Here is a 22,711-nt window from a genome sequence, read left to right as displayed (position 1 = left end):
CCGGTCCGCTTCCCGCGCCAGCGGATATCAGACCGCCGGCGTCACCGGCTCAGGGGACGCCGGCGACGAGGCGAACTGGGTCGCGTACAACTCCGCGTAGCGGCCGCCGGTCGCGAGCAGGTCCTCGTGCCGGCCGCGTTCGACGACCCGGCCGCCCTCCAGGACGACGATCTGGTCGGCGTTGCGAACCGTCGACAGCCGGTGCGCGATCACGATCGCGGTGCGCCCCTCCAGCGCGTTCTCCAGGGCGGCCTGGACGGCGGCCTCGGAGGTCGAGTCGAGGTGCGCGGTGGCCTCGTCCAAGATCACCACCCGCGGTCCGGTGAGCAGCAGCCGGGCGATCGTCAGCCGCTGCCGCTCGCCGCCGGACAGCCGGTAGCCGCGTTCGCCGACCACCGTGTCCAGCCCGTCCGGCAGCGATTCGACGAGCGGCCGCAGCCGGGCCCGTTCCAGCGCGCTCCAGATCTCGTCGTCGGTCGCGTCGGGCTTGGCCAGCTGCAGGTTCTGCCGGATCGACTCGTGGAACAGGTGGCCGTCCTGGGTGACCAGCCCGACCGTCGACCGGAGGGCCTCGAAGGACAGGTCGCGGACGTCGACGCCGGACAGCCGGATCGCGCCGCCGTCGGTGTCGTACAAGCGAGTGATCAACTGCGCGATGGTCGACTTGCCGGCGCCGGACGAGCCGACCAACGCGATCATCTGGCCCGGTTCGGCCCGGAACGACACCTCGTGCAGCACCTGCGCCCCGGCCCGCGGATCGAGCACCGCGACCTCCTCCAGCGACGCCAGCGACACCTTGTCCGCGGACGGATACGCGAAGTCGACCCGGTCCAACTCCACCGACACCGGACCGTCCGGCGCCGGCTTCGGCTGCTCGGTCTCGGTGATCAACGGCTTCAGGTCGAGCACCTCGAACACCCGGTCGAAGCTGACCAGCGCGCTCATCACCTCGACCCGGGCACTGGCCAGTGCGGTCAGCGGCGCGTAGAGCCGGGTCAGCAGCAGCGCCAGCGACACGACGGCGCCGGCCTCGAGCGAACCGGACAGGACGAAGAACCCGCCGAGCCCGTACGTGAGCGCGAGGGCCAGCGCCGAGACCAGGGTCAGCGCGGTGACGAAGACGACCTGCACCATCGCGGTCCGGACCCCGATGTCGCGCACCCGCGCGGCCCGTACGCCGAACTCGGCCGACTCCCGCTCCGGCCGCGCGAACAGCTTCACCAGTGTCGCGCCGGGCGCCGAGAAGCGCTCGGTCATCGTCGTGCTCATCACCGAGTTGTGGTTGGCCGCCTCCCGCTCCAGCCGGGCCAGCCGGGACCCCATCCGGCGTGCCGGCAGGACGAAGATCGGCAACAGGATCAGCGCGCAGAGGGTGATCTGCCAGGACAGGCCGAGCATGACGATCAAGGTCAAGATCACGGCGACGACGTTGCCGATCACCCCGGACAGGGTCTCCGAGAACGCCCGCTGGGCCCCGATCACGTCGTTGTTCAGCCGGCTCACCAGGGCGCCGGTACGGGTCCGGGTGAAGAACGCGATCGGCATCTTCTGGACGTGGTCGTAGACGGCCTGCCGCAGGTCCAGGATCAGCCCCTCGCCGATCCGAGCCGACAGCAGCCGGGTGACGATCCCGACTCCGGCCTCCGCGATCGCGATCACGCCGATGATGATCGCCAGCCGCAGCACCACCTCGAAGGCGGTGCCGGCGAACAGCGCGTCCACCACCTGACCGGCCAGCAGCGGCGTGGCCACGGCCAGCACCGCGGTGACCACGCTGAGCAGGACGAAGCCGATCAGCTGCCAGCGCCGGTCCCGGACGAAGCCGAAGATCCGGCGCAGCGTGGCGCGCGAGAAGGGACGCCGGTCCTGGGCGGCGTGCATCGCGTTGTACAACGAGTTCCAGGCAACGATCTCCATGCTCACGCCGGACAATGTAGAACCTCAACGAAACTTGAGGTCAACCGAGTCCGGGCCGCCGGCCGCGGTGCAAAGGTTGCACGTTTGGTGCAAACCCCCGGCCGAGGCGGGGTTTGCGGTGGCCGGAGCCGATCCACCCTCCCTAGCTTGGGGACCTCGCAAGTAGTCACCCCCAAGCTTGAAGGGAACACTCTGCATGGCTGTTCTACGGAGAATCGCCGCCGCTGTTGGCGCTGCGGCGGTCATGTCTGTGAGTTTCGCGTCCGTCGCCAGCGCCGAGGTGCCGGTGGTCGGCGCCCTGCCCGGCGTCGGCGGCCTGCCCGATGTCGCCGGCCTGACGAATCTGGGCGGTCTGCCCGGCCTGGGCACCCTGCCGCTGCTCGGCGGCGGCCAGGACGCGACCGAGCGCATCATGGCGCCGCAGGACGAGGAAGGCGTCCGCTGGTACGGCGTCAAGAAGTCGGGTGGCCTGGTGGCGATCACCGACAACAACTTGGGCCCGTTCCAGGCCTGCAACAACGACGTGCCGATCAACGCGGTCGGCGGCGCCGTCGACGCCTCCGGCCTGTTCGCCATCCTCGGCTCGGACGGCAACTCGCTCACCGAGATCCGTAACTGCGATCAGTCCAACGCGCAGTTCAACGACGGAGAGGTGGCCGAGCCGCTCAAGACCGAGTGGTACGGGATGGACGGCGAAGGCGCGCTGGTCAACATCAGCGACAACAACATCGGCCCGTTCCAGGTGTGCAACAACGACGTGCCGATCAACGCGGTCGGTGGCGCCGGCGTGATCAGCGGGCTGGTCGGCATCCTGTCGGACAACAACTCCTCCCAGTTGGTCCGCGGCTGCACGCAGGACTCGACTCAGGAGAACTGAGTCCGTCGCCCCCCAACCGCCCCGGCGCGGGCCAGGCCATGACCAGCAGGAGTGGCCCGGCCCGAGCTCGGGGTGAGCAGGAAACACGGTTGCGACCGGTGTGCATCGACCCGGCTTACTCACAGACACTCACTCCTTGCCGGGTCGGGTACGCCGGTCGCAGCTCTTTCACGGATTCCCGCGAACCGATCGATGATCAGGTTCGTTGGGCTACCGTGACCGATGACGGTCCGCTGTCAGGGCGGGCCGGGAAGCACGAACTCAGGGACCGCGTCAGCGGAACGGGGAGGAGCACCGATGCCGATCGGGGGCTCGGGGGATGTCAGTGATCTTGTCCTGGCCGAGGTGTTGATCAACCGCGGCTGGCAGTCGATCATCGACGGCCAGGTCTGGGAATGGCAGGGCGCCGGCACCGCCGCCGGCGTGTTCGCACCGGGCGCCTGCGTCCTGGTCGACGACAGCCGCCCCGGTTACGTGGTGGAGGGCCCGTCGCATCGCGACGAGCCGACCGAGATCCTGCGCTACCGGTCCCGGCGGGAACTGCTGGACCGGCTGCGCATGATCGAGAACTGGACGCTGCCGCTCACCGCGACCGACCTGGACGCCGAGCACGCCGAAGCTGCTCTCTAGGAATCGTTGAGCCAGGGCGGCGGGTTGCGCAGGATCAGGGCGGTCAGCTCCGACTTGCTGCTGACGCCGGCCAGTTCGTACAGAGCCTTCAGCCGGTTCGCAACCGTACGCCGCGAGATGTAGCCGGACCGGGCCAGTTGATCATGGGTCAGGCCGGCGGCGACACCGGCCAGCAGTGTCCGGTCGCGCTCCCGGACGACCCGCCGCCACGGATCCGCGGGGCGCTCCTGGCCGGTCGGCCGCGCCCCGGGCCGGACCAGCCGGTCGACGTGGCGGACCCAGCCGTCCAGCCCGAGATGGCCCATCAGTTCCTGCCCGTCCCGCAGCCGGGCCAGGGCGCCGGCACCGTCGCCGCAGCGCAGCAGGACCCGGCCGTGAGCGATCAGGGTCCGGGCCCGGTCAAGATCGGGTACGGCGTCGGTGCACAGGTCGAGCGCCCGCTCGCCGGCCGCCGCGGCACCGGCCGGCTTCGCGGTCAGCGCCCGGCAGCGGGCCAGCAGGGCCACCGTCCGGGCGCCACCCGGGTCAAGATCACGCGGAGCCATCCGCCGTACGGTCTCGACCGCCCGGTCCGTCCGGCCGAGCGCGACCAGCGCCTCGACCAGGTCCGCCAGCACCTCGTCCAGGCCCTGGTGCAGCGGCGGCCCGGCCCGCAGGGCGGCGTCCAGGCAGGTCGCGGCGGCCTCGTACCGGCCGGCCACCAGGTGCCCGTAGCCGAGGTCGGCGTCGAACGGTGCCACCACCGGCGAGCCGGGCCGCCGGGACCGCAGCGTCGCCACCCGGCGCGGCTGGTCGTCCAGTCCCTGGGCCGCGCGGACCCGGACCGCCGCCCCGGCCAGCGGCGGCAGCCCGGCCGCCGCCGGGCAGGTCCGCTCGAGCTCCCGGATCCGCCGTCCGGCCACCGGATAGCGGCCCTCCCAGAGGTCGATCGAGATCAACGCGGGCGTGAGGTGGAGTTCGGCGAGCACGGTGTGCCGGCGCGGGTCGGCCAGCGCCGCGCCGATCAGCCGGCGGGCCGCCTGCGGCCGGCCACCGGCGACCAGCACGTCGGCGATCCCGGCGATCAACGAGGCCGGCACCGGCCGTACCCCGTCCGGTACGCCCGCGGCGAGCAGGTCCAGGTCCGCCTCGGCCGGCTGGTTCCAGGCGACGATCAGCGCGGCGACGACCCGGTGCAGGGTGACGAGGTCGGCGGCCGCGCCGGCCGGCAGCTCGACCCGGTCCAGGGTGAGCAGCGCCTCCCTGGTCGCGCCGGTCAGGGCCAGCAGGTGGGCGGCACGGAGCCGCAGCCAGGCGTGTTCCTCGGCCGGCTCCGGGTAGTCCGGCGGGATCAGGTCGGCCGACAGGACGGCCGGGTCGTCGCCGCCGGTCAGCACCGACGCCTCCAGCCCGGTCACCCGAAGCCAGAACTCCGACCGCGGGTCCGGTGCGCAGCGCAGACCGGCCGTCACCTCGGCCAGGGCCGACGCGGCGTACCCCTGCTCCAGCAGGGCTCGGGCCCGCAACGAGCGAAACCGGGCCGACTCGGCATAGCGCGGGTGTTCCGCCGCGGCCTCCAGGAGCCGCGCGGCGGCCTCCAGCTCGCCCTGCTCGAACAGGCTGCCGGCGAGCTCGAGCAGGGACGTGTCGTCGGCCGCGGCCTCGACCCGGCGACACCGGTGGTCGAGCGCCGCCGGTTCGTCGCCGACCGCCGCGAAGGCCGCCTCGGCACGCCGGTCCAGTTCCTCCTGATCGCCGGCCGACAGCCGGGCCCGGGCCGCCGCGGCGAGTAGCGGGTCGGTGGCCCGCCAGCGGTCCCGGTCGGGCCGGATCAGGCCGCGCCGGCTCAGCCGTGGTGCGGCCGCCGGGTCGTCGGCGATCCGGTCCAGCACCGCAGTCGGCACCCGTTGCTGATCGTCGAAGACGCCGAGGACGGCGAGGTCGACTGGTTCCAGCGGTGCGATCGCGGCGGCGGCGCGGGCGACGAACTCGGCCGGCGGGTCGAACCGCTGCGGCATCGGGACCGCCCCGGCGAGCTGCTCCGGGGTGAGCCGGCGGGCGTAGGCGCGGAGCAGCCCCGGATTGCCGTGACACAGCTGGCCGAGCCGGTCGGCGACCCACGCGGCGATCGGGACTCCGACCGCGTCCTGCAGCAGTTCGAAGGCGCCGGCCTGGTCCAGTCCGGAGACCTCGACGGTCGGGTGCTGGCTCAGCGGCCCGGCCGCGGCGGCGTCAACGACGACCAGCTGGGACCAGGGCCACAGCGCGGATCGGCGGAGGAACTCGGCGCAGAGTTCCAGCGTCGCCGGATCGCTGAGTTCGAGGTCCTCGTGCACGATCACCGCGGGCCGCCCCGGCTCGTCCCAGCCGCCGGCCTGGGCCGCGATCAGGTCACCGATCCGGTCGACGATCATGCCGGTGCCGGCGGTTCGATCACCGGCCGCGGCCTCCAGCAGCTCGATCAACTCGGCCAGTCCCGGCACGGCCGGCCGGCCGTGCAGCAGGTCCAGCGCGGTCCGGAACGGCTCGGTGCCCGGGGTGTAGCGGAGCTTGGTCGCCGTGGTCGCGCCGGCCTCGGCGAGGGCGGCGTCGACCAGGGTCGACTTCCCGATGCCGTACGGCCCGCTGACCACGAGAACTCCCGGCTCGGGAAGGTTCAGGAAATCGGTCAGGGCTTGTTGCTCGCGGCGACGCCCGATCGGGGATCGCAAGGTCCGGCCCGCAGACTGCATGTCTTGGAGCTACTCCCACTCTCGTTGCCGGGTGGTCGGTACGGGAGCCCAACCTAGGGGGTTCCGTCGCGATCCGTACAGCCCCGGAACGGTCGAGCCGCCGGAAACCCGGAGCCGTGCGCCGCCAGATGTGCACTTTCTGCACTGCCCTTTCTGCACCGCCCCGGCGGTCGGGGAGGGGATTTCCCCACCCCGGTTCGGCCGGACAGCAGGATGGTTCCGGAACCGGCTCCGGCGGCAGGGTTGATGCCATGACGAACACCGGCAGCGAGCTCGAGTTCAGCCAGGGTGCGGGGCTCGGCGCCACCCTTCAGAATGGACCCGACATGAGCGACCTCACCCAGCCTTCCCCCATCGACAGCGGCAACGCGCTGGCCCGGACGATCCGTCAGTCCGGGCGGGATCTCGCCTGCATCGCCGGCGGGTTCTTCATCGCCCTGTTCGGCTTCATCGTCTGCGTGCCGTTGTTCAGTCTCGGCGTCGGGACCGCGGTCACCGTGTTCGGTCTGTTCGTGCTGACCGCGGCGCTGGTGGTGGCCGGCGGGTTCGCCCAGTTCCACCGCAATCTGCTGGCCGGCGCCGGGTACGAACTCCGCCGCCCGGTCTACCCGCGCGGACGGATGCGGTTCTGGGGCCGGATGCGGCGGCTGCGGTCGGCGCAGGGCTGGCGGGACCTGCTGCACATCCCGATCGCCTTCATCGTCAACACGACGAGCTTCTGCATCGCCATCCCGTGGGTGGTCGCCGGTCCGGGCGGGCTGACGTACTGGTTCTGGAGCCAGTACCTGCCCGACGAGGAGCGGCACGGCCTGGCCTGGCTGCTCGGCTTCCCCGGCACCATCGCCGACATCGTCGGCACCACCCTGGTCGGCATCTTCTTCCTGATCACCGCACCGTTCGTGCTGCGCGGCCTGGTGATGTTGCAGGCGGCGATCGCGAAGGGCCTGCTGGTCGACGAGGCGTCCCACCTGCGGCAGCAGGTCAGCGAGCTGACCCACAGCCGGGCCGCCGCCGGCGAGGCCGAGGCGCACACCCTGCGCCGGCTGGAGCGGGACCTGCACGACGGCCCGCAGCAGCGACTGGTCCGGCTCGGCATGGACCTCGGCGCGGTGGAGCGCCGCCTGGAGACCGATCCGGACGCCGCCAAGCAGATCCTGCGGCAGGCGCTGGAGCAGTCCCAGGAGGCGCTGGCCGAGATCCGGACCCTGTCCCGTGGCATCGCGCCGCCGATCCTGACCGAGCGCGGGCTGCGCGCCGCGGTCACCGCGCTGGCCGCCCGCGGCGTCATCCCGACCACTGTGGACATCGACGAGGACCTGGACCAGACCCGGTCACTGTCCGACGCGGCCCAGAACGCGGTCTACTTCGTGGTCGCGGAATCCCTGGCCAACAAGGAGAAATACAGCCAGGCCTCGACCTGTTCGGTGGAGGTACGGCGGCTCGGCGGGGTGGTCGTGATCACGATCACCGACGACGGCATCGGCGGCGCCAGCGTGGCCAAGGGTCACGGGCTGGCCGGGCTGACGGACCGGCTGGCCGGGGTCGACGGCAACCTGCACGTCTCCTCGCCGGCCGGCGGGCCGACCATGATCACCGCGACCGTACCGGTCAACGCGATGCCGCAACGCGCTCCAGAAATGCGCTGATCGACGCCAGCGCGCGGTCGGTGGCCGGGTTGCCGAGGGCGTACACGAAACCGTGCTTGGTTTCGGGTACGACCTCGGTCTCGGTCCACCCGCCGTGCATCTCGACGGTCCTGGCCAGCTCCCGTACCTGATCATGGGGGAACAGGTGCTCGTACTCGGCGAGCAGGAAGAGGAACGGCGGGCAGCCGTCCCGGACCTGCCGGTCCGGCGAGATCTCCTCGTACGTGGAGCCGTCCCGGACCAACCAGCTGATCTTGGTCGCGATGTCGGGGTCCTGGTCCGGCCAGGGCACCATCGTGCCGGGCCCGTTGACCGACACGCAGCCGGCGATCTCGGCAGTGCCGAGCGCGATCATGGTGGCCAGGTGGGCACCGGCCGAGCTGCCCAGGACGACGATCCGGTCCACCTCCGGCGCCTCCTCGGCGAGCCGGGCCCTGAACCGGTCCAGCCCCGCCGTCACATCGGCCAGCTTGTCCCGGTAGCCGGTGGCCTCGCCGATCCGGTAGCCGGTCGCGGCCGCCGCGTAGCCCTGCCCGGCGAAGTGCTCGACGTGGCCGTGGAAGTCGGCCCGCTTGCCCGCGTACCAGCCGCCGCCGTGGATGGAGAAGAGTCCGATCGGCCGCAGCGGCCGGTCCGGCAGCCGAAGATCAACGACCTGCCGCTCGTCGTCGCCGAAACGCAGTTCCTCGGATCGCATGATGATCATCCCCCTCGTCCGACGCGGCCAACGCTACCGGTGCGGACGGAAGTCCGAGGATGGGGCACAGTTAGGGCATGCGCGTGGTACTCGCCGATGACTCCGTCCTGCTCCGCGAAGGACTGATCCGACTGCTCGACGAGGTCGGCTGCGACATCGTGGCCGCCGTCGACGACGCTCCGTCCTTGATCGCCGCGGCCGCCGAGCACAAGCCCGATGTCGCCATCGTCGACGTACGGATGCCGCCGACGATGACCGACGACGGGCTGAAGGCCGCGGTCACGGCCCGGGAGCAGAACCCGGCCCTGGGCGTGCTGATGCTGTCGGCCTACATCGAGTTGTCCTATGCCGACGTGCTGCTCTCCGACGGCCGCGGCGGTGTCGGCTATCTGCTCAAGGACCGGGTCACCTCGCTGAACACGCTGGCCGAGGCGCTGCAGACGATCAAGGGCGGCGGCACCGTGCTGGACCCGGAGGTGGTCGCCCAGCTGCTGGTCGCCCGCCGGTCCGATCCGCTGGCCGCGCTGACCGCCCGGGAACGCGAGGTGCTCGCCCTGATGGCCGAGGGTCGCAGCAACTCGGCGATCGCGGGCCAGCTGTTCATCACCGGCGGCGCGGTGGAGAAGCACATCTCCAACATCTTCAGCAAGATCAACCTGCCGGACGTCGGCTCGGACAACCGGCGGGTGCTCGCCGTGCTGGCCTGGCTCAAGTCCCGCTGACTTCGATCATGGCGACGGACTGATCATGGAGACGGTACGGATCGGTGTGCTCGGCGCGGCCCGGATCGCTCCGGCGGCCTTGATCGAGCCGGCCCGGCTGGTGCCCGGCGCCGAGGTCGTCGCCGTCGCCGCGCGGGACCTGAGCCGGGCCGAGGACTTCGCGCGGAAGCACGGGATCCGGACCGCCTACCGCGACTACCGGGCGCTGCTCGATGATCAACGGATCGACGCCATCTACAACCCGCTGCCGAACGGGCTGCACGGGCACTGGACCCTGGCGGCGCTCGAGGCCGGGAAGCACGTGCTCTGCGAGAAGCCGTTCACGGCGAACGCCGAAGAGGCCCGGACCGTCGCTGCGGCGGCGGCACAGAGCGGGCTGGTCGTGCTGGAGGCGTTCCACTACCGCTATCACCCGCTGGCCCGGCGGCTGCGGGAGTTGATCTTGTCCGGCGAACTCGGCACGCTGCGGCACCTGGAGACGGCGATGTGCTTCCCGCTGCCGGTCTTCTCCGACATCCGGTACGACTTCGGGCTGGCCGGCGGGGCGCTGATGGACGCCGGCTGCTACGCCGTCCACCTGGCCCGGCTGCTCGGCGGCGAGCCGGAGGTGGTCAGCGCTTCGGCGAAGTTGCGCGATCCCAGGGTGGACCGGGCGATGGCTGCCGAGCTGCGGTTCCCGGGCGGCCACACCGGGACCGTGCGCTGCTCCATGTGGTCCCGTGACGTGCTGCGGATGTCGGCCCGGGTCGTCGGTGATCATGGAGAGCTGCGGGTGTTCAACCCGTACGCGCCGCAGTTCGGGCACCGGCTCTCGGTCCGGGTCGGTGATCACCGGCGGGTGGAGCACTTCTCCCGCCGCCCGACGTATGCGTACCAGCTGTCGGCCTTCGTCGCCGCGGTCCTGGACGGGGTCCCACCGCTGACCCCGCCGGAGGACTCGATCGCCACCATGACCGTGATCGACGCGATCTACCGCGCCGCGGGCCTCCCGCTCCGCCAACCGTCCTGAACCGATCGACCGGTTCACGCCGAAGGACGCCGGCCGCGCTCTGCCACGCGCGGTGCGGGCCCTGCTGGCCGGCCCGCGTCGGCGAACGGCGGCTGATGCGTGCCCGGACCACCCGCCGCTGATCCCGCGTGCTCATGTCGCGATTTCTCTTGCGACGGACCGCTGAGCGGCGGTACAACGTTGCACCCTCTGGTGCGCAGAGAAATCGTGACACGTCCCACCGCAGCGCCCGACACCCGTGCCACCGCGACCGCGGCGTCAGCGGTGCAGCCGCGGCATGACGCGGCGGACAGCTTGACCCGCAGGATCGGCGCCGTCATCCGGCCGCCGCGGCGACCGGTCGGTATTCCAGCCGCCCGGCCGCGACGTACGGCCCGATCAGCGCGCCGGGACGCAGGCGGGCCTGAACGCGCCGGACCCGCGGACGCCGGCCACGGTCACCCGGCGTGGCCGCTCCAGCCCCGGCACCGGATTCGCCTCAGCGCGCTCCCGCTGCAGGATCGCGATCGTCGATGCCACGCCTCGGGCAGCGATCTCTCTCCGACCACGGCCCACCGCTCGGTACGCGTGCGGCTTCGGGACGGGCAAGGAGTACCCGGCCCGGTGATCATCGGGTTATCCCCAGCCCGGATCGGCCGGTCGACCCCATCGACCCCGGCCGTCGCGACGGCGATGCTGATGATCATGAAGCACGCAACGAGACTGGGCCGGGCCTGCACGCTGCTCACGCTGGCCGTGCTGGCCGGCGTCGCCGAGATGATCATCGCCCTGCTGACGTTCTCCTCGGCGGGTGCGCCGCCTTCGGACCTGGTGCTTCAGCTCGGCCTGCACGTGACCGCCTACGCCGTGGCGTTCGTCCTGATCGGGCTCACCTGGCGCGGCAGCCGGGTCGCCCGCTGGATCGTGTTGATCATGCTCGGGGTTCTCGGCACCGCGTCCCTGGTGGTGCCACTGCTCACCGAGTTGGCGGCCGGCGCGGACCTGCCCGAGGCGTTGGGCGGCGCGACGTCCCCGTACTTCCCGGCGGTCCGCGCCGCCCACCTCGTCTTCGTCGTGGCCGGCTCCGCGCTGCTGCTTGCGGCGAAGCCGGCCCCGGCGCACGCCCCGATCAGAGCGCGCGGTGCCGCTGGTTGATCCCCGGCTGCCCGTAGGGGTAGTCGTCGACGATCGGCTGGCTGGCCTCGGTGAGCAACTTCGTCTCGTCCTCGGTCAGGTGCAGCCCGGCGGCGCCGAGGTTGTCGTCCAGCTGCTCCATGGTGCGGGCGCCCAGGATCACCGAGGTCACGGCCGGGCGATCATTGAGCCAGGCCAGCGCGACCTGGGCCAGCGAGACGCTCCGATCCTTGGCGACCTGCTCGACCGCGCCGATCACCCGCCAGGTGCGCTCCTCGGCGTTGCGCCGGGCGTACGCCTCCATCCCCCGGCCGGGATCCTCGCCGAGTCGGCTGGCGCCGGTCGGCGTGGTGTCGCGCTGGTACTTGCCGGTCAGCCAGCCGCCGGCCAGCGGCGACCAGGGCAGGATGCCGATGTTCTCGTTCTCGCAGACCTCGGTCAGCTCCAGCTCGATGCTGCGCTGCAGCAGGTTGTACTGCGGCTGCAGGGTGACGATCTTGGGCAGGCCGCGGAACTCGGCGATCAGGGCCGCCTTCTGCAGTTGCCAGCCGGTGAAGTTGCTGACGCCGACGTAGTTGATCTTGCCCGCCCGGACCGCGTCGTCGTAGAAGCGCAGGGTCTCCTCGATCGGAGTCAGTGCGTCCCAGGCGTGCGCCTGGTAGAGATCGATCCGATCCACCTGCAGCCGCTTCAGGCTGGCATCCAGCGCGCGGGACAGATTGGTCCGGGACAGACCAAGATCATTCTTGCCGTCGCCCATCCCGAATCGCCCCTTGGTGGCGATCACCAGTTGATCGCGGACTGCGCTGCCGCGGTCGGCCAGCCAACGGCCGATGATCTCCTCCGAGACGCCGCGGCCGTAGACGTTGGCGGTGTCGATGAAATTGCCTCCCTGCTCGACGAACCGGTCGAGCTGGGCGTGCGAAACGGTCTCGTCGCTCTCCCGGCCGAAGGTCATCGTGCCGAGGCAGAGGGTCGAGACGACCGTGCCGGTGCCGCCGAGGGTGCGGTACTCCATGGATGCTGTGCCTTCCGTAGAACTGATGGCACCCACTCTGCGCCGCCGCGTTTATCCTGTCCAACAGAAGAATCCGATCCCACTCATCACCGATACGGATGATCCATGGAGCTCCGCCACCTCACGTACTTCATCGCCGTCGCCGAGGAACGCCACTTCACCCGCGCCGCCCAGCGGGTGCACGTCGCCCAGTCCGGCCTGTCCACCGCGATCCGTTCCCTGGAACGGGAACTGGGTGCCGAGCTGTTCATCCGGAACACCCGCAGCGTCGAGCTGACCGACGCCGGCCGCGCCCTGCTGGCCGAGGCGCGGCACACGGTCGGCGCGGCCGAGGCGGCCCGGGACGCGGTCGCCGCCGTGCAGGGCGTGGTCACCGGCCGGCTGGCGATCGGCACCCTGCAGTGCCTCGGCGCCCTGAACGTCTCAGCCCTGCTGACCCGCTTCCACCGCGCCCACCCCGGCGTCGAGATCCGGCTCCGCCAGTCCGGGTCGACCGAGCTCCTGGGTCTGGTCCACGGCGGCGACCTGGACGCCGCCTTCGTGACGGTCCCGTTCGTCGAGCAGCCCGGCGTGACGCTGCGACCGCTGTCCGCCGAACCATTGCTGCTGGCCTGCGCCCCCGATCATCCGCTGGCCGCCGAACGGCAGATCGGCGTGCTGGACCTGAAGGACGAGACGTTCGTCGACTTCCACCCTGGCTGGATCACCCGCGACCTGACCGACCGGGTACTGGCCGCCGAATGCATCGAGCGGCGGGTCGCCCTGGAAGCCAACGACGTCCACTTCCTGCTCGACCTGGTCGCCGGCGGCCTTGGCGTCGCCCTGGTCCCGGAGAGCTTCCGGCACAAGCAGACCACGGCGAAGTTCGTCCCGCTGGCCGACGAGGTCCCCCGCTGGGAACTCGCCATCGCCACTCCCACCGGCCGCCGCCTCAGCGCCGCCGCCCGCGCCTTCCTCTCCGACCCAGCCCTGACCCCGTAGCGAAACTCGGCCCCACTTCCCAACACTTCCTGTCGCAATACCAGAGTTACTTCTCGTGCAAAGTGCCGGTTTTTCACGTTAACGTGAAAAACCTGAGCCCAGAGTGACGAGCCCGGTCAGAGGTGAGTCTGCAGGTCAGTCACGGTCGCCCGGAGGGCGTCGCGGACCTCTTCGGAGGCCTCGAGTTCGTACGGAACGGCCGGGGTGATCAGGGCGAGGACGACCCGGGCCACCACGCCGAGGTCGTCGTCGCCGAACTCGACCCGGCGACGGCCGTCGTCCAGTTGCCGGATCCGGCTCGGCAGCAGGTAGCCGACCCGGGACCGGATCTCCTCCTCCGTCGCGGCGAGGGTGAGCACCGCCCGATGCCGGTACGGGGTCGAGGCGAGCGACCGGTTGAGGTAGGCGCGCGCTCCGCCCGGCGGCTCCCGGTCGCCGGCCCGCTGCCCGGTCCCCTCCGGGTCGGTGATCCGGTCCAGCCGGAAGGTGCGCCAGTCGACGCGGTCGAGGTCGTACGCGACGAGGTACCACCAGCCGTAGCCGGTCACCACCCGATGGGGCTCCACCCGCCGCCGCGACACCCGGCCCGCGCGGTCCCGGTAGCCGAAGCCGAGCACCTCGCGATCCCGCGTGGCCAGGGCGAGCCGGGCCAGCACCTCGCCGTCGATCGGCGCCTGCCCGCGCGGCCCGGCCCCGGCCAGCGGTTCCGACCCGGAGACGGCGGCGATGGCCGCGACCCGGTCCCGGAGCCGGCGCGGCAGTACCTGGCCGAGCTTGCCCAGCGCCCGCGCCGCGGTCTCGCCGATCCCCTCGATCGGGTTGGTCTCGGCGTGCCCGAGCAGCGCCGCGATGGCGACCGCCTCGTCGTCGTCGAAGACCAGCGGCGGCAGCCTGGTGCCGGCCGCCAGCCGGTAGCCGCCCGCGGTGCCGGTGGTGCTGTCGATCCGGTACCCGATCGCGCGCAGCCGGGCGACGTCGCGGCGCAGTGTGCGGGGCGTGATGCCGAGCCGGTCGATCAGCTCGGCTCCGGTCCAGGAGGAGCGGGCCGCGAGCAGCCCGAGCAGCGCCAACGACCGGTCCGTGACATCCGTCATGAGTTCAGAATCTTCTCCGTTGAGGACATGATCCGTCCTCAAGCGTCCCTAGTATCGCAGCTATGACCACAGAGACCATCGACCTGATCCGGCCCGGTGATCCCGACTACGACCAGCGCCGGATCGGCTTCCAGACCTTCAACCCGCTCCGGCCCGACCTGATCGCCACGCCGTCCGACACCGCTGAACTCACCGCCGCCGTCCGGTACGCCAAGTCCCAGGGCCTGCCGATCGCCATCCAGGCCACCGGTCACGGCTCCCCCGGGCAGACCGACGGCGGCCTGTTGATCAACACCTCCCGGCTCACCGGGGTCACCATCGACGCGGAGCGGCGGACCGCCTGGGTCGCCGCCGGCACCCGCTGGGATCAGGTCGTCGCGGCGGCCGCCGAGCACGGGCTGGCCGGGTTGGCCGGCAACGCCCGGTCGGTCGGCACGATCTCGTACACGCTCGGCGGCGGGATCGGCCCGCTGGCCCGGCGGTACGGGTTCGCCGCCGATCATGTGAACCGAGTGGAGTTGATCACTGCCGACGGCGAGCGCACCATGATCACCGCGGACAGCGACCCCGACCTGTTCTGGGCGGTCCGCGGCGCCGGCGGCAACTTCGGCGTCGTCGCCGGGATCGAGATCGGACTGTTCCCGCAGCGCGAGCTGTACGGCGGCTCGCTGTTCTTCGACACGCCCTTGATCGAATCCGGGCTGGCCACCTGGCACGACTGGCTGCAGACACTGCCCGACGAGGTGACGTCGACCGCCGTGATCGTCCCGCTGCCCGACCTGCCGGCACTGCCGCCGCCGTTGCGCGGTAAGCACGTGCTGTCGATCCGGGCGACCTCGACCGGCCCGGCGGCCGAGGCGGAGGAGTTGTTCCGCGGTCTCGGTGCGATCGGCGACCCGCTGCTGGGCGGGTTCCGGACCCTGCCGTACGCGGAGATCGCGACGATCAACAACGACCCGACCGACCCGTCGCCGCACCGCACCCGGGGCACCCTGCTGGACGGCCTCGACCAGGACACGATCGCGAAGTTGATCAAGGCCGTCGGGCCGGGCAGCGAGCTGCCGCCGGTGCTGGAACTGCGTCACCTGGGCGGGGCGCTGGCCAGGCCGCCGGCCGTCCCGAACGCGGTCGGCAACCGGGACGCCGCATTCACCGCGTCCATGATCATCGGGCTCTCCTCGGCGGACCCGGAGCAGGCCGAGCTGGACCGGGTGACCGCCACCCAGCAGCGGACCCTGGACGCCCTGGCCGGCCACGACACCGGCGGCCGGCACTTCACCTTCCTCGGCGCCGGAGCCACCCCGGAGGACGTCCGGGCCACCTTCGGCCCGGAGTCCTGGGACCGGCTGACCACGATCAAGTCGCGGGTGGACCCGGGCAACGTGTTCCGTTACAACGCAAACATCCCGCCCGCCTGAACCGTTCCCTGAGCTTGTCGAAGGGCAGGTCCGATCGGGCTCGGCACTTCGACAAGCTCAGTGCGCGGTGAGGTCCCTAATGCATGTAGAGGCCGCCGTCGACGTTCAGGGTCTGGCCGGAGACGTAGCCCGCGTCGTCGGAGATCAGGTACGCGACGGCGGCCGCCACATCCCGGGTCTGCCCGATCCGGTTCACCACAAGATCATCGGCGAGTTCCCGTTTCCGTTCCGGGGTCAGCGGGCCACCCATGATGTCGGTGTCGATCGGGCCGGGCGCGATCGCATTGACTGTGATGTCGTACGGGCCGAGCTCGCGGGCCAGCGACCGGGTCAGCCCGATCAGCCCGGCCTTCGCCACCGAGTACGGGGTCTTGCTGAACGTGCCGCCGCCGCGCTGCGCGGACACCGAGGCCAGGCTGATGATCCGGCCGCCGCGCCGGTTCCGGACCATCGTCTCGGCCACCCGTCGGGTCACGTAGTGGGCCCCGGTCAGGTTGATCCCGATCACCCGGTGCCACTCGTCGGCGTCGACGTCGAAGTAGCCGATCGGTGAGCTGACACCGGCCGAGTTCAGCAACCCGAGGATCGGCGGCAGGGCGGCCTCCATCGCGTCGATCGCGGCCCGCGCCTGCTGCTCGTCCGACACGTCGGCGGCCGCCCCGAACGCCGCCACGCCGTGCCGCGCGGTGAGCTCCCCGGCCAGCTCGTCGCAGGCCACTTGATCAAGATCCAGCACACCGATGCTCCAGCCCTGCGCCGCCAGCACGTCGGCGGTCGCCCGCCCGATCCCGCGCGTCGACGTGGCGCCGGTGATCACTGCCGTCCGCTGCCCGCTCTGCTCCATGATCAACCGCTCCTACTTCGAGTACGTGTAGTCGGCGCCCGGTTTCCAGTCCGGGAAGGCGTAGTCGTCCACCGAGACGTCCGCGCCGTCCGCCTTGGCCGCCGCGATCGCCTTCTCCCGTTCGCTCTCGTTGGCGTCGCTGAGCGTCTTCAGCGCGGCCCGGAGGTCCGGGACGTCACCGCCGAGATAGCCCTGCACGATCGCCCCGAGGCCGGGCGTCACGGGCTTGCGGCGGGCCTCGGCCAGCGAGATGTCCGGGTTCCGGACCACCGCCTGCGGTCCCTGGAACACCTGGTCCTTCAGCATCGCCACCGCCTTCTTGTACGGGTCCGTCACGTCCGCCGTGGCGACAAGATCGAGATCGATCGGCGGCGCGTCCATCGCCTCGGTGATCTTGACCAGGTAGTCCTCACCGGTGAACGACTCGACCAGCTTCGACGCCGCCTCCGGGTTCGCCGAGCTGCCGGAGATCACGAAGGTCGGTCCGCTCAGGTTGCGATACAGGGCGACCGGTGCTCCGGCCTCCGGCGTCACCACCTGGCCGACGCCCATCTTCGGCAGGAAGTCCGGCTGCAGGACCCGGGATCCACCGGGCGACCAGGCGCCGTCGATGAAGATCGCGACACCGCCCGACGCGTACCGGGTCCTGGCATTGACCACGCTGAAGGTGTTGGTGCCGCTCAACATCATGCCGCCCGCGAACAGCTCCTTCCAGAACTCGATCGCGTTGACGTAGGTGTCGTCATGGAACCCGTACTCCCCCGTCGCATAACGCACTCCGGCCAGACCGGGGAAGCCGGCGACCTGGGCCATGTCGTTGATCTGATCACCGGCCCGGCCGCCGTCGGCGCCGAGCGCGATCGTCATCGGCGCGACGCCGGCCGCCTTCAGCTTCTGGCAGGTCGCCCGGAAGCTGTCGTAGTCGCCCGGGACGTCCGCCGGGTCGAGACCGGCCTTGGCGAACAGCTCGACGTTGGTCCAGGTGAAGCTCGGATGCGAGCGGAACGACTGCAGCGGGACGCCGTAGAGCTTCCCGTCGATCTTGGTCACGCCCTCGACCAGGATCTCCTTCGGCAGCCGCTTCAGCGTCTCGTCCGACAGTTCGACCTCGCGGATCCACTTGTCGGCGACCAGCGCGGCCAGCGGCAGGCCGACGACGTTGGAGAACACGTCGGGCAGCTTCTTCGCCTGGTTGGCCAGCCGCAGTGACTCGCCCGCCTTGGACGCCTCGTAATAGGTGTAGGTGACGCCGACGCCGAGCTTCTCGGCCTGGCTCTTCGCCCACTCCTTCTGCAGATCCTGGTAGGCGCTGAAGTGATCCCACCACTGCAGGCCGCCGCTCGACGTACCGGAACCTCCGCCACCGGAACAGCCGGCGGCTGCCGCGACTCCCAGGGCCGTGATCCCACTGAGGAAACCGCGGCGATTCATGGTCGGATTCATGCCGACACCCCTTTCGAACTAGGACTTGACGGCTCCGGCGATGCCCTCGACGAAGTACCGCTGCAGGAAGAAGAAGAGAAGGACGACGGGGACGATCGAGATGATCCCGGCCGCCGTCATGCCCGACCAGTCCACCGCGTCCTGACCGATGAAGGCCTGCATCCCGACGCTCAGGGTGCGCAACTCCGGCCGGCTGAACGTGAACACCAGCGGCAGGAAGAACGCGTTCCAGGTGCCGAGGAACGTCAGCAGGGCCACGGTCGCGGTGACCGGCATCGCCAGCGGGAACATGATCGAGATGAAGGTACGGAGGAAGCCGGCACCGTCGACGATCGCCGCCTCCTCCAGTTCCCGGGGCAGCTGCCGGAAGTAGCCGGCATAGATCAGGATCGAGGCCACGTTCGCTCCGCCGCTGAGGGCCAAGATCATCCCGGCCAGCGAGTCGATCAGGCCGAGCTGGAGGGAGACCTGCACGACCGGAATGATCGTGTAGCCGGTCGGGACGAAGATCGTCGCCACCAGGATCCCGACGATCAGCCGCGAGCCACCGAACCGGTAGCGGCCGATCACGTAGCCGGCGGCGGCGCAGCGCACCGTCACGATGATCACCGTGATCACGGTGACCAGCACGGTGTTCACCAGATACCGGCCGAACTGGGCGTCCTCCCAGGCCCGGCCGTAGTTCTCCCAGACCAGGGTCTCCGGGATCAGACTGAGGCCGGCCGCGAAGACCTCCGTGTTGTCCTTCAGCGACGCGGAGAGCATCCAGACGAACGGGAAGATCCAGAGCAGCACCGCACCGACCAGGAAGACGGTCGCGATCCACCACGGCAGCCGTCGGAGCAGCCGGCGCGTCCTCGGCGTGGCCATCACGCCCCCGCCCGCAACCGGCGCGCGGCCCAGACGCCCCAGAGCTGGATCAGTCCGACGACGAAGACGAACAGCCCGAACAGCACGGCCGCCGCCGAGGCGAACCCCAACTGCGGGACCGGCGCGGTGAAGGCCCGCTGATAGATGTAGATCTCGATCACCTCGGTGGCGAAGAACGGGCCGCCGCCGGTCAGCGTCTGCATCAGGTCGAAGGCCCGGAACGAGTCCTCGATGGTGAGCAGCGAGATGATGATCAAGAACGGTTTCAGCAGCGGCACCGTGATGTGCCGGAACAGCCCGACGGCGCCCGCCCCGTCGATCCGGGCGGCCTCGTACAACTCGGTCGGGATGGTCTGCAACGCGGCCAGCCAGTAGATCAGCGTGATGCCGAAGAACTTCCAGATGTAGACCACCGAGGCGGTGATCAACGCTGTCTGCGAGTCGCCGAGGAAGCTGATCCCGCCGTCATGGCCCAGCGCCTGGAGCAGGCTGTTCAGTGGGCCGCTGGCCGGATCGAGGACGAACTGCATGACGACGCCGACGATCGCGGTGGTCGTCACGACCGGCAGGAAGAACGCGGTCCGGAACAGCCGGGCCAACGGCAGCTTCGGCGAGTTCAGCACGATCGCCAGCAGGAAGCTCAAGATCACCCGGGCCGGCGCCACCAGCAGCATGAAGATCAACGTGATCCGGAACGAGCTCCAGAACATCGGGTCGGAGAACACCGCCTGGTAGTTGGCCAGGCCGACGAAGCGCTGGTTCGCCTCGAAGCCGTTCCACTCGACCAGCGAGTACCAGTAGCTCGCCACGATCGGGTACAGCGTGTAGAGGCCGTACAGGATCGCGGTCGGCAGCAGGAACAGCCAGACCCAGAGCGTCAGTCGGCCGCGGCGGCCACGGCGGACGGACCGCTCGGCCGGCCCGGGCTGTTCGGCGTCCGGGCTCGCTCCTCGCATCGCTAATGTCGTCATTGACGTCAACCTTCGAGAGAGATTCGGATCAGTCGGGCGCCGTCGGCTCCGGGATCGGCCGGACCTGGCTGGCGGCGAACGTGCGTGGGTCGCCGCCGGTCCGGTGACCGGCGTCCAGGTTGTCGATCATGATCACCTGGTCGCCGGTCAGCTCGAAGCCGAACACGTCGGCGTTGGCTCGGATGCGGTCCGGCGTCACCGACTTGGGGATCACGATGTGACCGCGCTGCAGGTGCCACCGGAGCAGCACCTGGGCCGGCGTCCGACCATGATCATCGGCGATGGCCCGCACGGTCGGATGGCCGAGATCGGCACCGCGCCCGAGCGGCGAGTACGCCTCGACGGCGATCCCCCGCTCCGCGCAGTGCCGGGTCACCGCGGTCTGCTGGTACGTCGGGTGCAGCTCGATCTGGTTCACCGCCGGGACCCGCTCACACTCCGCGGCGAGCCGCTCCAGGTGCTCGGGCAGGAAGTTCGACACTCCGATCGAGCCGACCCGCTGCTCCGCGGCCAGCCGTTCCAGCGCCCGCCAACTGTCGACGTAGCGGTCGGCGGTGGGGTTGGGCCAGTGGATCAGGTACAGGTCGACCCGGTCCAGGCCCAGCCGGCGGCAGCTGTCGTCGTAGGCCCGCAGCGCGGACTCGTACCCCTGATCACCGTTGCGGAGCTTGGTCGTGACGAAGACCTCGTCGCGCGGCAGCCCGCTGGCCCGGAGCGCGGCGCCGACCCCGGCCTCGTTGACGTAGGCAGCCGCGGTGTCCAAGTGCCGGTAGCCGGCCGCCAGGGCCACCTCGACGACGCGCTGGACCTCCCCCGGCGGGATCTCGAAGACTCCCAGTCCGAGCTGAGGCACCAGCGCCCCGTCGTTCAGCGTGATCATGGTCGGCGCCGTCATCTCAGCCGCCGGGGGTCAAGATCAACAACGACACCGCCGGCAGCGGCAGCGTCACCTCGATCGAGAGCGCGCCGGAGGCGTCGACGGCGAGCTCGCGGACCGGCTCGAACTCCTCCAGTCCCTGGCGGGCCTGGATCTTCGCGATCTGGTCCGGGTCGGGATCCAGCGGCGAGCCGAGCGACGCCCAGACCGTGTGCGCATTGCTGTGATCATGATCGATCCGCAGGTGGGTCAGCCGGTACGCCGAGCGGTCCAGGCCGGACACCGCGAGCCGCACCGGTGTCGCGGCCTCGGCGCGCTGGTACTGGTCGTCGGTGTGCCGCCAGACCAGGATCGCCAGGGCGCCGTCCTCGGACGTGGTGGCGAGCGCGTCCACTTCCTCCGGCATGCTGCTGCCGTCGGGGTCCTGAGGCCACCCCACGACGTTCTTCTCCTCCGCTTCGCTCCCCCGAACAACGTCGCGGGGACCCCGGAAAGAGCCCAGCGCATCGATCGACCAGGCCTGGTCCGACCGGGCCGCGATCCGCCGGCTGCCGAGCCGGCCGAACATCCGGTAGGCGTTGAGCAGCGGCTTCTCGGTCCCGTCCGCGGTGAGGAAGGACCGAGTGCCCTCGAACCAGCGCTCGGCCTCGAAGTAGAAACTCCACGAGGTGGCCTGGTTCACCGAGACCGGACCGGCCGCGTTGAGGTCGAGGATCTTCTTGAAGAGCTTCGCCTGGAACACCGGATAGTATTCGGTGTTCTGGAACTCGTAGTTCGCATTGTCGTAGCGCCCGAAATGCGCAGGCACCGCGGCATCGCATTCATCGACCAGGACCTCGAGATCGTGATATTCGGGATAGTCCGCGATGATGCGATTGCACCGCACGATGTCGTACAGCATCTTGGTCGACGAAGGGCTGGCCTGCTCGGTCGCCGGAGCACCGATCGGCCGATAGTCGCGGGTCGGGAAATGGCAGCCCTTCGTGTGGTACGAGATGAAGTCCAGCGGTTCGCCCCGCGAGCTCGTGTAGTCGAGGAATTCCTTGAGGAACTCGAGCCCGCCGCTGGTCACCGACGGCCCGCCGACCTTCGCACCGGGGATCGCGGCCCGCACGGCTCGCGCGGTCACCGTGTACAGCTCGTTGTACTGCTGGACCGTGCCACCCCAGTAGAAGATGTCGGGCTCGTTCCAAAGCTCCCACAGCCACTGGCTCACCTCGTCCATCCCGTAGCGTTCCGCGCAGTGCCGGGCGTGCGCCTCGATCAGCCCGCCCCAGCGCTCGTAGTCCCGCGGCGGAAAACGCCACGCGCCCGCTTCGTACGCGCCGTACAGGGTCGGGCTCGACGGCACCGTGAATTCCACGTCGGGCACCAGGTCCCGCGGCGTGAAGCCCAATTCGACCAGCACATGATGCCCGGCACCGACGATCGCGTCGTAGGCCTGATCGACCAGCGTGAAATCGTAATAGGGATTCCCGTTCTCGTCCTCGTGATAGACGTTCCCGGAACTCCAGTGCGGAATGCCGAACCCGCTGCCCGAACAGAAGACGTAATGCGGCCGCACGTGATAGCTGTCGCCACTGATCTCGCCGAACGTGCGCAACAGGCGTTTCCCGGTGCGGGTGTAGGTCCAGTTGAATTCGTCGTACCCGATGCTGCGCCAGACCGGCTCGATCGGGCCGAGATCGGCCGCGGCGTCGATCTCGACCAGGGCTTGGTCGACATGCGGGGCGCTCGGATCGCTGGGGGCCGCGGGCGGGAACGGACTGCGGGCCCGGCGGCTGACATGGGGGTTCTGGGTTTCGGTGCTCACGGGGGTGGCCCCTCGCTCTCACTTCGTCGTGTGACGGCCGGCGACGGCGATCGCCGAGTC

General features: G+C 70.5%; 20 protein-coding genes. 8 read left to right on the top strand and 12 right to left on the bottom strand.

Going from position 1 to position 22,711, the window contains the following annotated elements:
* Nucleotides 1–27: 27 nt before the first annotated feature.
* Nucleotides 28–1,917: an ABC transporter ATP-binding protein gene (locus AC6CCG_RS22380; RefSeq protein ID WP_496656917.1), complete on the bottom strand. Its 1,890-nt coding sequence runs from the start codon at nucleotides 1,915–1,917 to the stop codon at nucleotides 28–30.
* Nucleotides 1,918–2,167: 250 nt separating this feature from the next.
* Here AC6CCG_RS22380 and AC6CCG_RS22375 point away from each other — a divergent pair, with 250 nt between their 5' ends.
* Entirely contained in the window at nucleotides 2,168–2,794 is a 627-nt protein-coding gene (locus tag AC6CCG_RS22375) for a hypothetical protein (RefSeq protein WP_496656888.1), read from the top strand.
* A 297-nt stretch (nucleotides 2,795–3,091) separates the two neighbouring features.
* Nucleotides 3,092–3,424 (top strand): hypothetical protein, encoded by a 333-nt coding sequence (locus AC6CCG_RS22370; protein WP_496656887.1) that lies wholly within the window; start codon nucleotides 3,092–3,094, stop codon nucleotides 3,422–3,424.
* On the opposite strand, the gene AC6CCG_RS22365 is transcribed toward AC6CCG_RS22370, so the two are convergent.
* On the bottom strand, nucleotides 3,421–6,135 hold the full coding sequence (locus AC6CCG_RS22365) for an AAA family ATPase (protein WP_496656886.1): 2,715 nt from the start codon (nucleotides 6,133–6,135) through the stop codon (nucleotides 3,421–3,423). The two genes, AC6CCG_RS22370 and AC6CCG_RS22365, sit on opposite strands and share 4 nt — an antisense overlap.
* Nucleotides 6,136–6,386: 251 nt before the next feature.
* Here AC6CCG_RS22365 and AC6CCG_RS22360 point away from each other — a divergent pair, with 251 nt between their 5' ends.
* On the top strand, nucleotides 6,387–7,781 hold the full coding sequence (locus tag AC6CCG_RS22360) for a sensor histidine kinase (protein ID WP_496656885.1): 1,395 nt from the start codon (nucleotides 6,387–6,389) through the stop codon (nucleotides 7,779–7,781).
* Here AC6CCG_RS22360 and AC6CCG_RS22355 read toward each other — a convergent pair.
* Nucleotides 7,744–8,487, bottom strand: coding sequence for an alpha/beta hydrolase (locus AC6CCG_RS22355; protein ID WP_496656884.1), 744 nt, complete (start codon nucleotides 8,485–8,487; stop codon nucleotides 7,744–7,746). The genes AC6CCG_RS22360 and AC6CCG_RS22355 overlap by 38 nt on opposite strands.
* A 68-nt stretch (nucleotides 8,488–8,555) precedes the next feature.
* On the opposite strand from AC6CCG_RS22355, the gene AC6CCG_RS22350 reads away from it, so the two are divergent.
* Both AC6CCG_RS22350 and AC6CCG_RS22345 read left to right on the top strand, forming a co-directional pair.
* A complete protein-coding gene (locus AC6CCG_RS22350) occupies nucleotides 8,556–9,200 on the top strand; it encodes a response regulator (RefSeq protein WP_496656883.1) in 645 nt (214 codons plus the stop codon).
* A gap of 25 nt (nucleotides 9,201–9,225) precedes the next feature.
* Nucleotides 9,226–10,209 carry a Gfo/Idh/MocA family protein gene (locus AC6CCG_RS22345; RefSeq protein ID WP_496656882.1) on the top strand — a complete coding sequence of 328 codons (984 nt, stop codon included), beginning with the start codon at nucleotides 9,226–9,228 and terminating at the stop codon, nucleotides 10,207–10,209.
* 378 nt (nucleotides 10,210–10,587) lie between these two features.
* Here AC6CCG_RS22345 and AC6CCG_RS22340 read toward each other — a convergent pair whose 3' ends face one another.
* Nucleotides 10,588–10,728, bottom strand: a complete 141-nt coding sequence (locus AC6CCG_RS22340; protein ID WP_496656881.1) for a hypothetical protein — start codon at nucleotides 10,726–10,728, stop codon at nucleotides 10,588–10,590.
* An 84-nt stretch (nucleotides 10,729–10,812) separates the two neighbouring features.
* On the opposite strand from AC6CCG_RS22340, the gene AC6CCG_RS22335 reads away from it, so the two are divergent.
* Entirely contained in the window at nucleotides 10,813–11,343 is a 531-nt protein-coding gene (locus AC6CCG_RS22335; RefSeq protein ID WP_496656880.1) for a hypothetical protein, read from the top strand.
* On the opposite strand, the gene AC6CCG_RS22330 is transcribed toward AC6CCG_RS22335, so the two are convergent.
* Nucleotides 11,318–12,340 (bottom strand): aldo/keto reductase, encoded by a 1,023-nt coding sequence (locus AC6CCG_RS22330; protein WP_496656879.1) that lies wholly within the window; start codon nucleotides 12,338–12,340, stop codon nucleotides 11,318–11,320. The two genes, AC6CCG_RS22335 and AC6CCG_RS22330, sit on opposite strands and share 26 nt — an antisense overlap.
* Before the next feature lie 105 nt (nucleotides 12,341–12,445).
* Between AC6CCG_RS22330 and AC6CCG_RS22325 the strand changes: the two genes are divergently transcribed.
* The gene (locus AC6CCG_RS22325) at nucleotides 12,446–13,321 is read left to right on the top strand and encodes a LysR family transcriptional regulator (protein ID WP_496656878.1); all 876 of its coding nucleotides are present in this window, start codon (nucleotides 12,446–12,448) and stop codon (nucleotides 13,319–13,321) included.
* Nucleotides 13,322–13,437: 116 nt separating this feature from the next.
* Here the strand turns inward: AC6CCG_RS22325 and AC6CCG_RS22320 are convergent, their stop codons facing one another.
* On the bottom strand, nucleotides 13,438–14,415 hold the full coding sequence (locus AC6CCG_RS22320) for a helix-turn-helix transcriptional regulator (protein ID WP_496656877.1): 978 nt from the start codon (nucleotides 14,413–14,415) through the stop codon (nucleotides 13,438–13,440).
* 62 nt (nucleotides 14,416–14,477) lie between these two features.
* On the opposite strand from AC6CCG_RS22320, the gene AC6CCG_RS22315 reads away from it, so the two are divergent.
* Entirely contained in the window at nucleotides 14,478–15,833 is a 1,356-nt protein-coding gene (locus AC6CCG_RS22315; protein WP_496656876.1) for an FAD-binding oxidoreductase, read from the top strand.
* Nucleotides 15,834–15,909: 76 nt separating this feature from the next.
* Here AC6CCG_RS22315 and AC6CCG_RS22310 read toward each other — a convergent pair whose 3' ends face one another.
* Genes AC6CCG_RS22310 through AC6CCG_RS22285 form a run of 6 tightly spaced genes read right to left on the bottom strand, consistent with a single transcriptional unit; the run spans nucleotide 15,910 to nucleotide 22,651 of the window.
* Nucleotides 15,910–16,677, bottom strand: a complete 768-nt coding sequence (locus AC6CCG_RS22310) for an SDR family NAD(P)-dependent oxidoreductase (RefSeq protein WP_496656916.1) — start codon at nucleotides 16,675–16,677, stop codon at nucleotides 15,910–15,912.
* A 12-nt stretch (nucleotides 16,678–16,689) separates the two neighbouring features.
* A complete protein-coding gene (locus tag AC6CCG_RS22305) occupies nucleotides 16,690–18,120 on the bottom strand; it encodes an ABC transporter substrate-binding protein (protein WP_496656875.1) in 1,431 nt (476 codons plus the stop codon).
* A gap of 18 nt (nucleotides 18,121–18,138) precedes the next feature.
* On the bottom strand, nucleotides 18,139–18,990 hold the full coding sequence (locus AC6CCG_RS22300; RefSeq protein WP_496656874.1) for a carbohydrate ABC transporter permease: 852 nt from the start codon (nucleotides 18,988–18,990) through the stop codon (nucleotides 18,139–18,141).
* On the bottom strand, nucleotides 18,990–19,961 hold the full coding sequence (locus AC6CCG_RS22295) for a carbohydrate ABC transporter permease (RefSeq protein WP_496656873.1): 972 nt from the start codon (nucleotides 19,959–19,961) through the stop codon (nucleotides 18,990–18,992). Before AC6CCG_RS22295 ends, AC6CCG_RS22300 begins: the two co-directional genes overlap by 1 nt.
* A 28-nt stretch (nucleotides 19,962–19,989) precedes the next feature.
* On the bottom strand, nucleotides 19,990–20,856 hold the full coding sequence (locus tag AC6CCG_RS22290) for an aldo/keto reductase (RefSeq protein ID WP_496656872.1): 867 nt from the start codon (nucleotides 20,854–20,856) through the stop codon (nucleotides 19,990–19,992).
* Between the two features lies 1 nt (nucleotide 20,857).
* Nucleotides 20,858–22,651, bottom strand: a complete 1,794-nt coding sequence (locus tag AC6CCG_RS22285; RefSeq protein ID WP_496656871.1) for a GH39 family glycosyl hydrolase — start codon at nucleotides 22,649–22,651, stop codon at nucleotides 20,858–20,860.
* Nucleotides 22,652–22,711: the final 60 nt, after the last annotated feature.

Source organism: Microlunatus sp. YIM B11417 (assembly GCF_059617205.1).
This window is presented reverse-complemented; position numbering and strand designations above follow the sequence as displayed.

Excerpts from the sequence above, each read along its gene's own strand:
- AC6CCG_RS22300 (WP_496656874.1), bottom strand. The coding sequence starts at position 18,990 with ATGGCCACGCCGAGGACGCGCCGGCTGCTCCGACGGCTGCCGTGGTGG.
- AC6CCG_RS22370 (WP_496656887.1), top strand. The coding sequence starts at position 3,092 with ATGCCGATCGGGGGCTCGGGGGATGTCAGTGATCTTGTCCTGGCCGAG.
- AC6CCG_RS22290 (WP_496656872.1), bottom strand. The coding sequence starts at position 20,856 with ATGACGGCGCCGACCATGATCACGCTGAACGACGGGGCGCTGGTGCCT.
- AC6CCG_RS22345 (WP_496656882.1), top strand. The coding sequence starts at position 9,226 with ATGGAGACGGTACGGATCGGTGTGCTCGGCGCGGCCCGGATCGCTCCG.
- AC6CCG_RS22380 (WP_496656917.1), bottom strand. The coding sequence starts at position 1,917 with ATGGAGATCGTTGCCTGGAACTCGTTGTACAACGCGATGCACGCCGCC.
- AC6CCG_RS22310 (WP_496656916.1), bottom strand. The coding sequence starts at position 16,677 with ATGGAGCAGAGCGGGCAGCGGACGGCAGTGATCACCGGCGCCACGTCG.
- AC6CCG_RS22315 (WP_496656876.1), top strand. The coding sequence starts at position 14,478 with ATGACCACAGAGACCATCGACCTGATCCGGCCCGGTGATCCCGACTAC.
- AC6CCG_RS22330 (WP_496656879.1), bottom strand. The coding sequence starts at position 12,340 with ATGGAGTACCGCACCCTCGGCGGCACCGGCACGGTCGTCTCGACCCTC.
- AC6CCG_RS22295 (WP_496656873.1), bottom strand. The coding sequence starts at position 19,961 with ATGACGACATTAGCGATGCGAGGAGCGAGCCCGGACGCCGAACAGCCC.
- AC6CCG_RS22360 (WP_496656885.1), top strand. The coding sequence starts at position 6,387 with ATGACGAACACCGGCAGCGAGCTCGAGTTCAGCCAGGGTGCGGGGCTC.
- AC6CCG_RS22305 (WP_496656875.1), bottom strand. The coding sequence starts at position 18,120 with ATGAATCCGACCATGAATCGCCGCGGTTTCCTCAGTGGGATCACGGCC.
- AC6CCG_RS22320 (WP_496656877.1), bottom strand. The coding sequence starts at position 14,415 with ATGACGGATGTCACGGACCGGTCGTTGGCGCTGCTCGGGCTGCTCGCG.
- AC6CCG_RS22350 (WP_496656883.1), top strand. The coding sequence starts at position 8,556 with ATGCGCGTGGTACTCGCCGATGACTCCGTCCTGCTCCGCGAAGGACTG.
- AC6CCG_RS22325 (WP_496656878.1), top strand. The coding sequence starts at position 12,446 with ATGGAGCTCCGCCACCTCACGTACTTCATCGCCGTCGCCGAGGAACGC.
- AC6CCG_RS22365 (WP_496656886.1), bottom strand. The coding sequence starts at position 6,135 with ATGCAGTCTGCGGGCCGGACCTTGCGATCCCCGATCGGGCGTCGCCGC.
- AC6CCG_RS22355 (WP_496656884.1), bottom strand. The coding sequence starts at position 8,487 with ATGATCATCATGCGATCCGAGGAACTGCGTTTCGGCGACGACGAGCGG.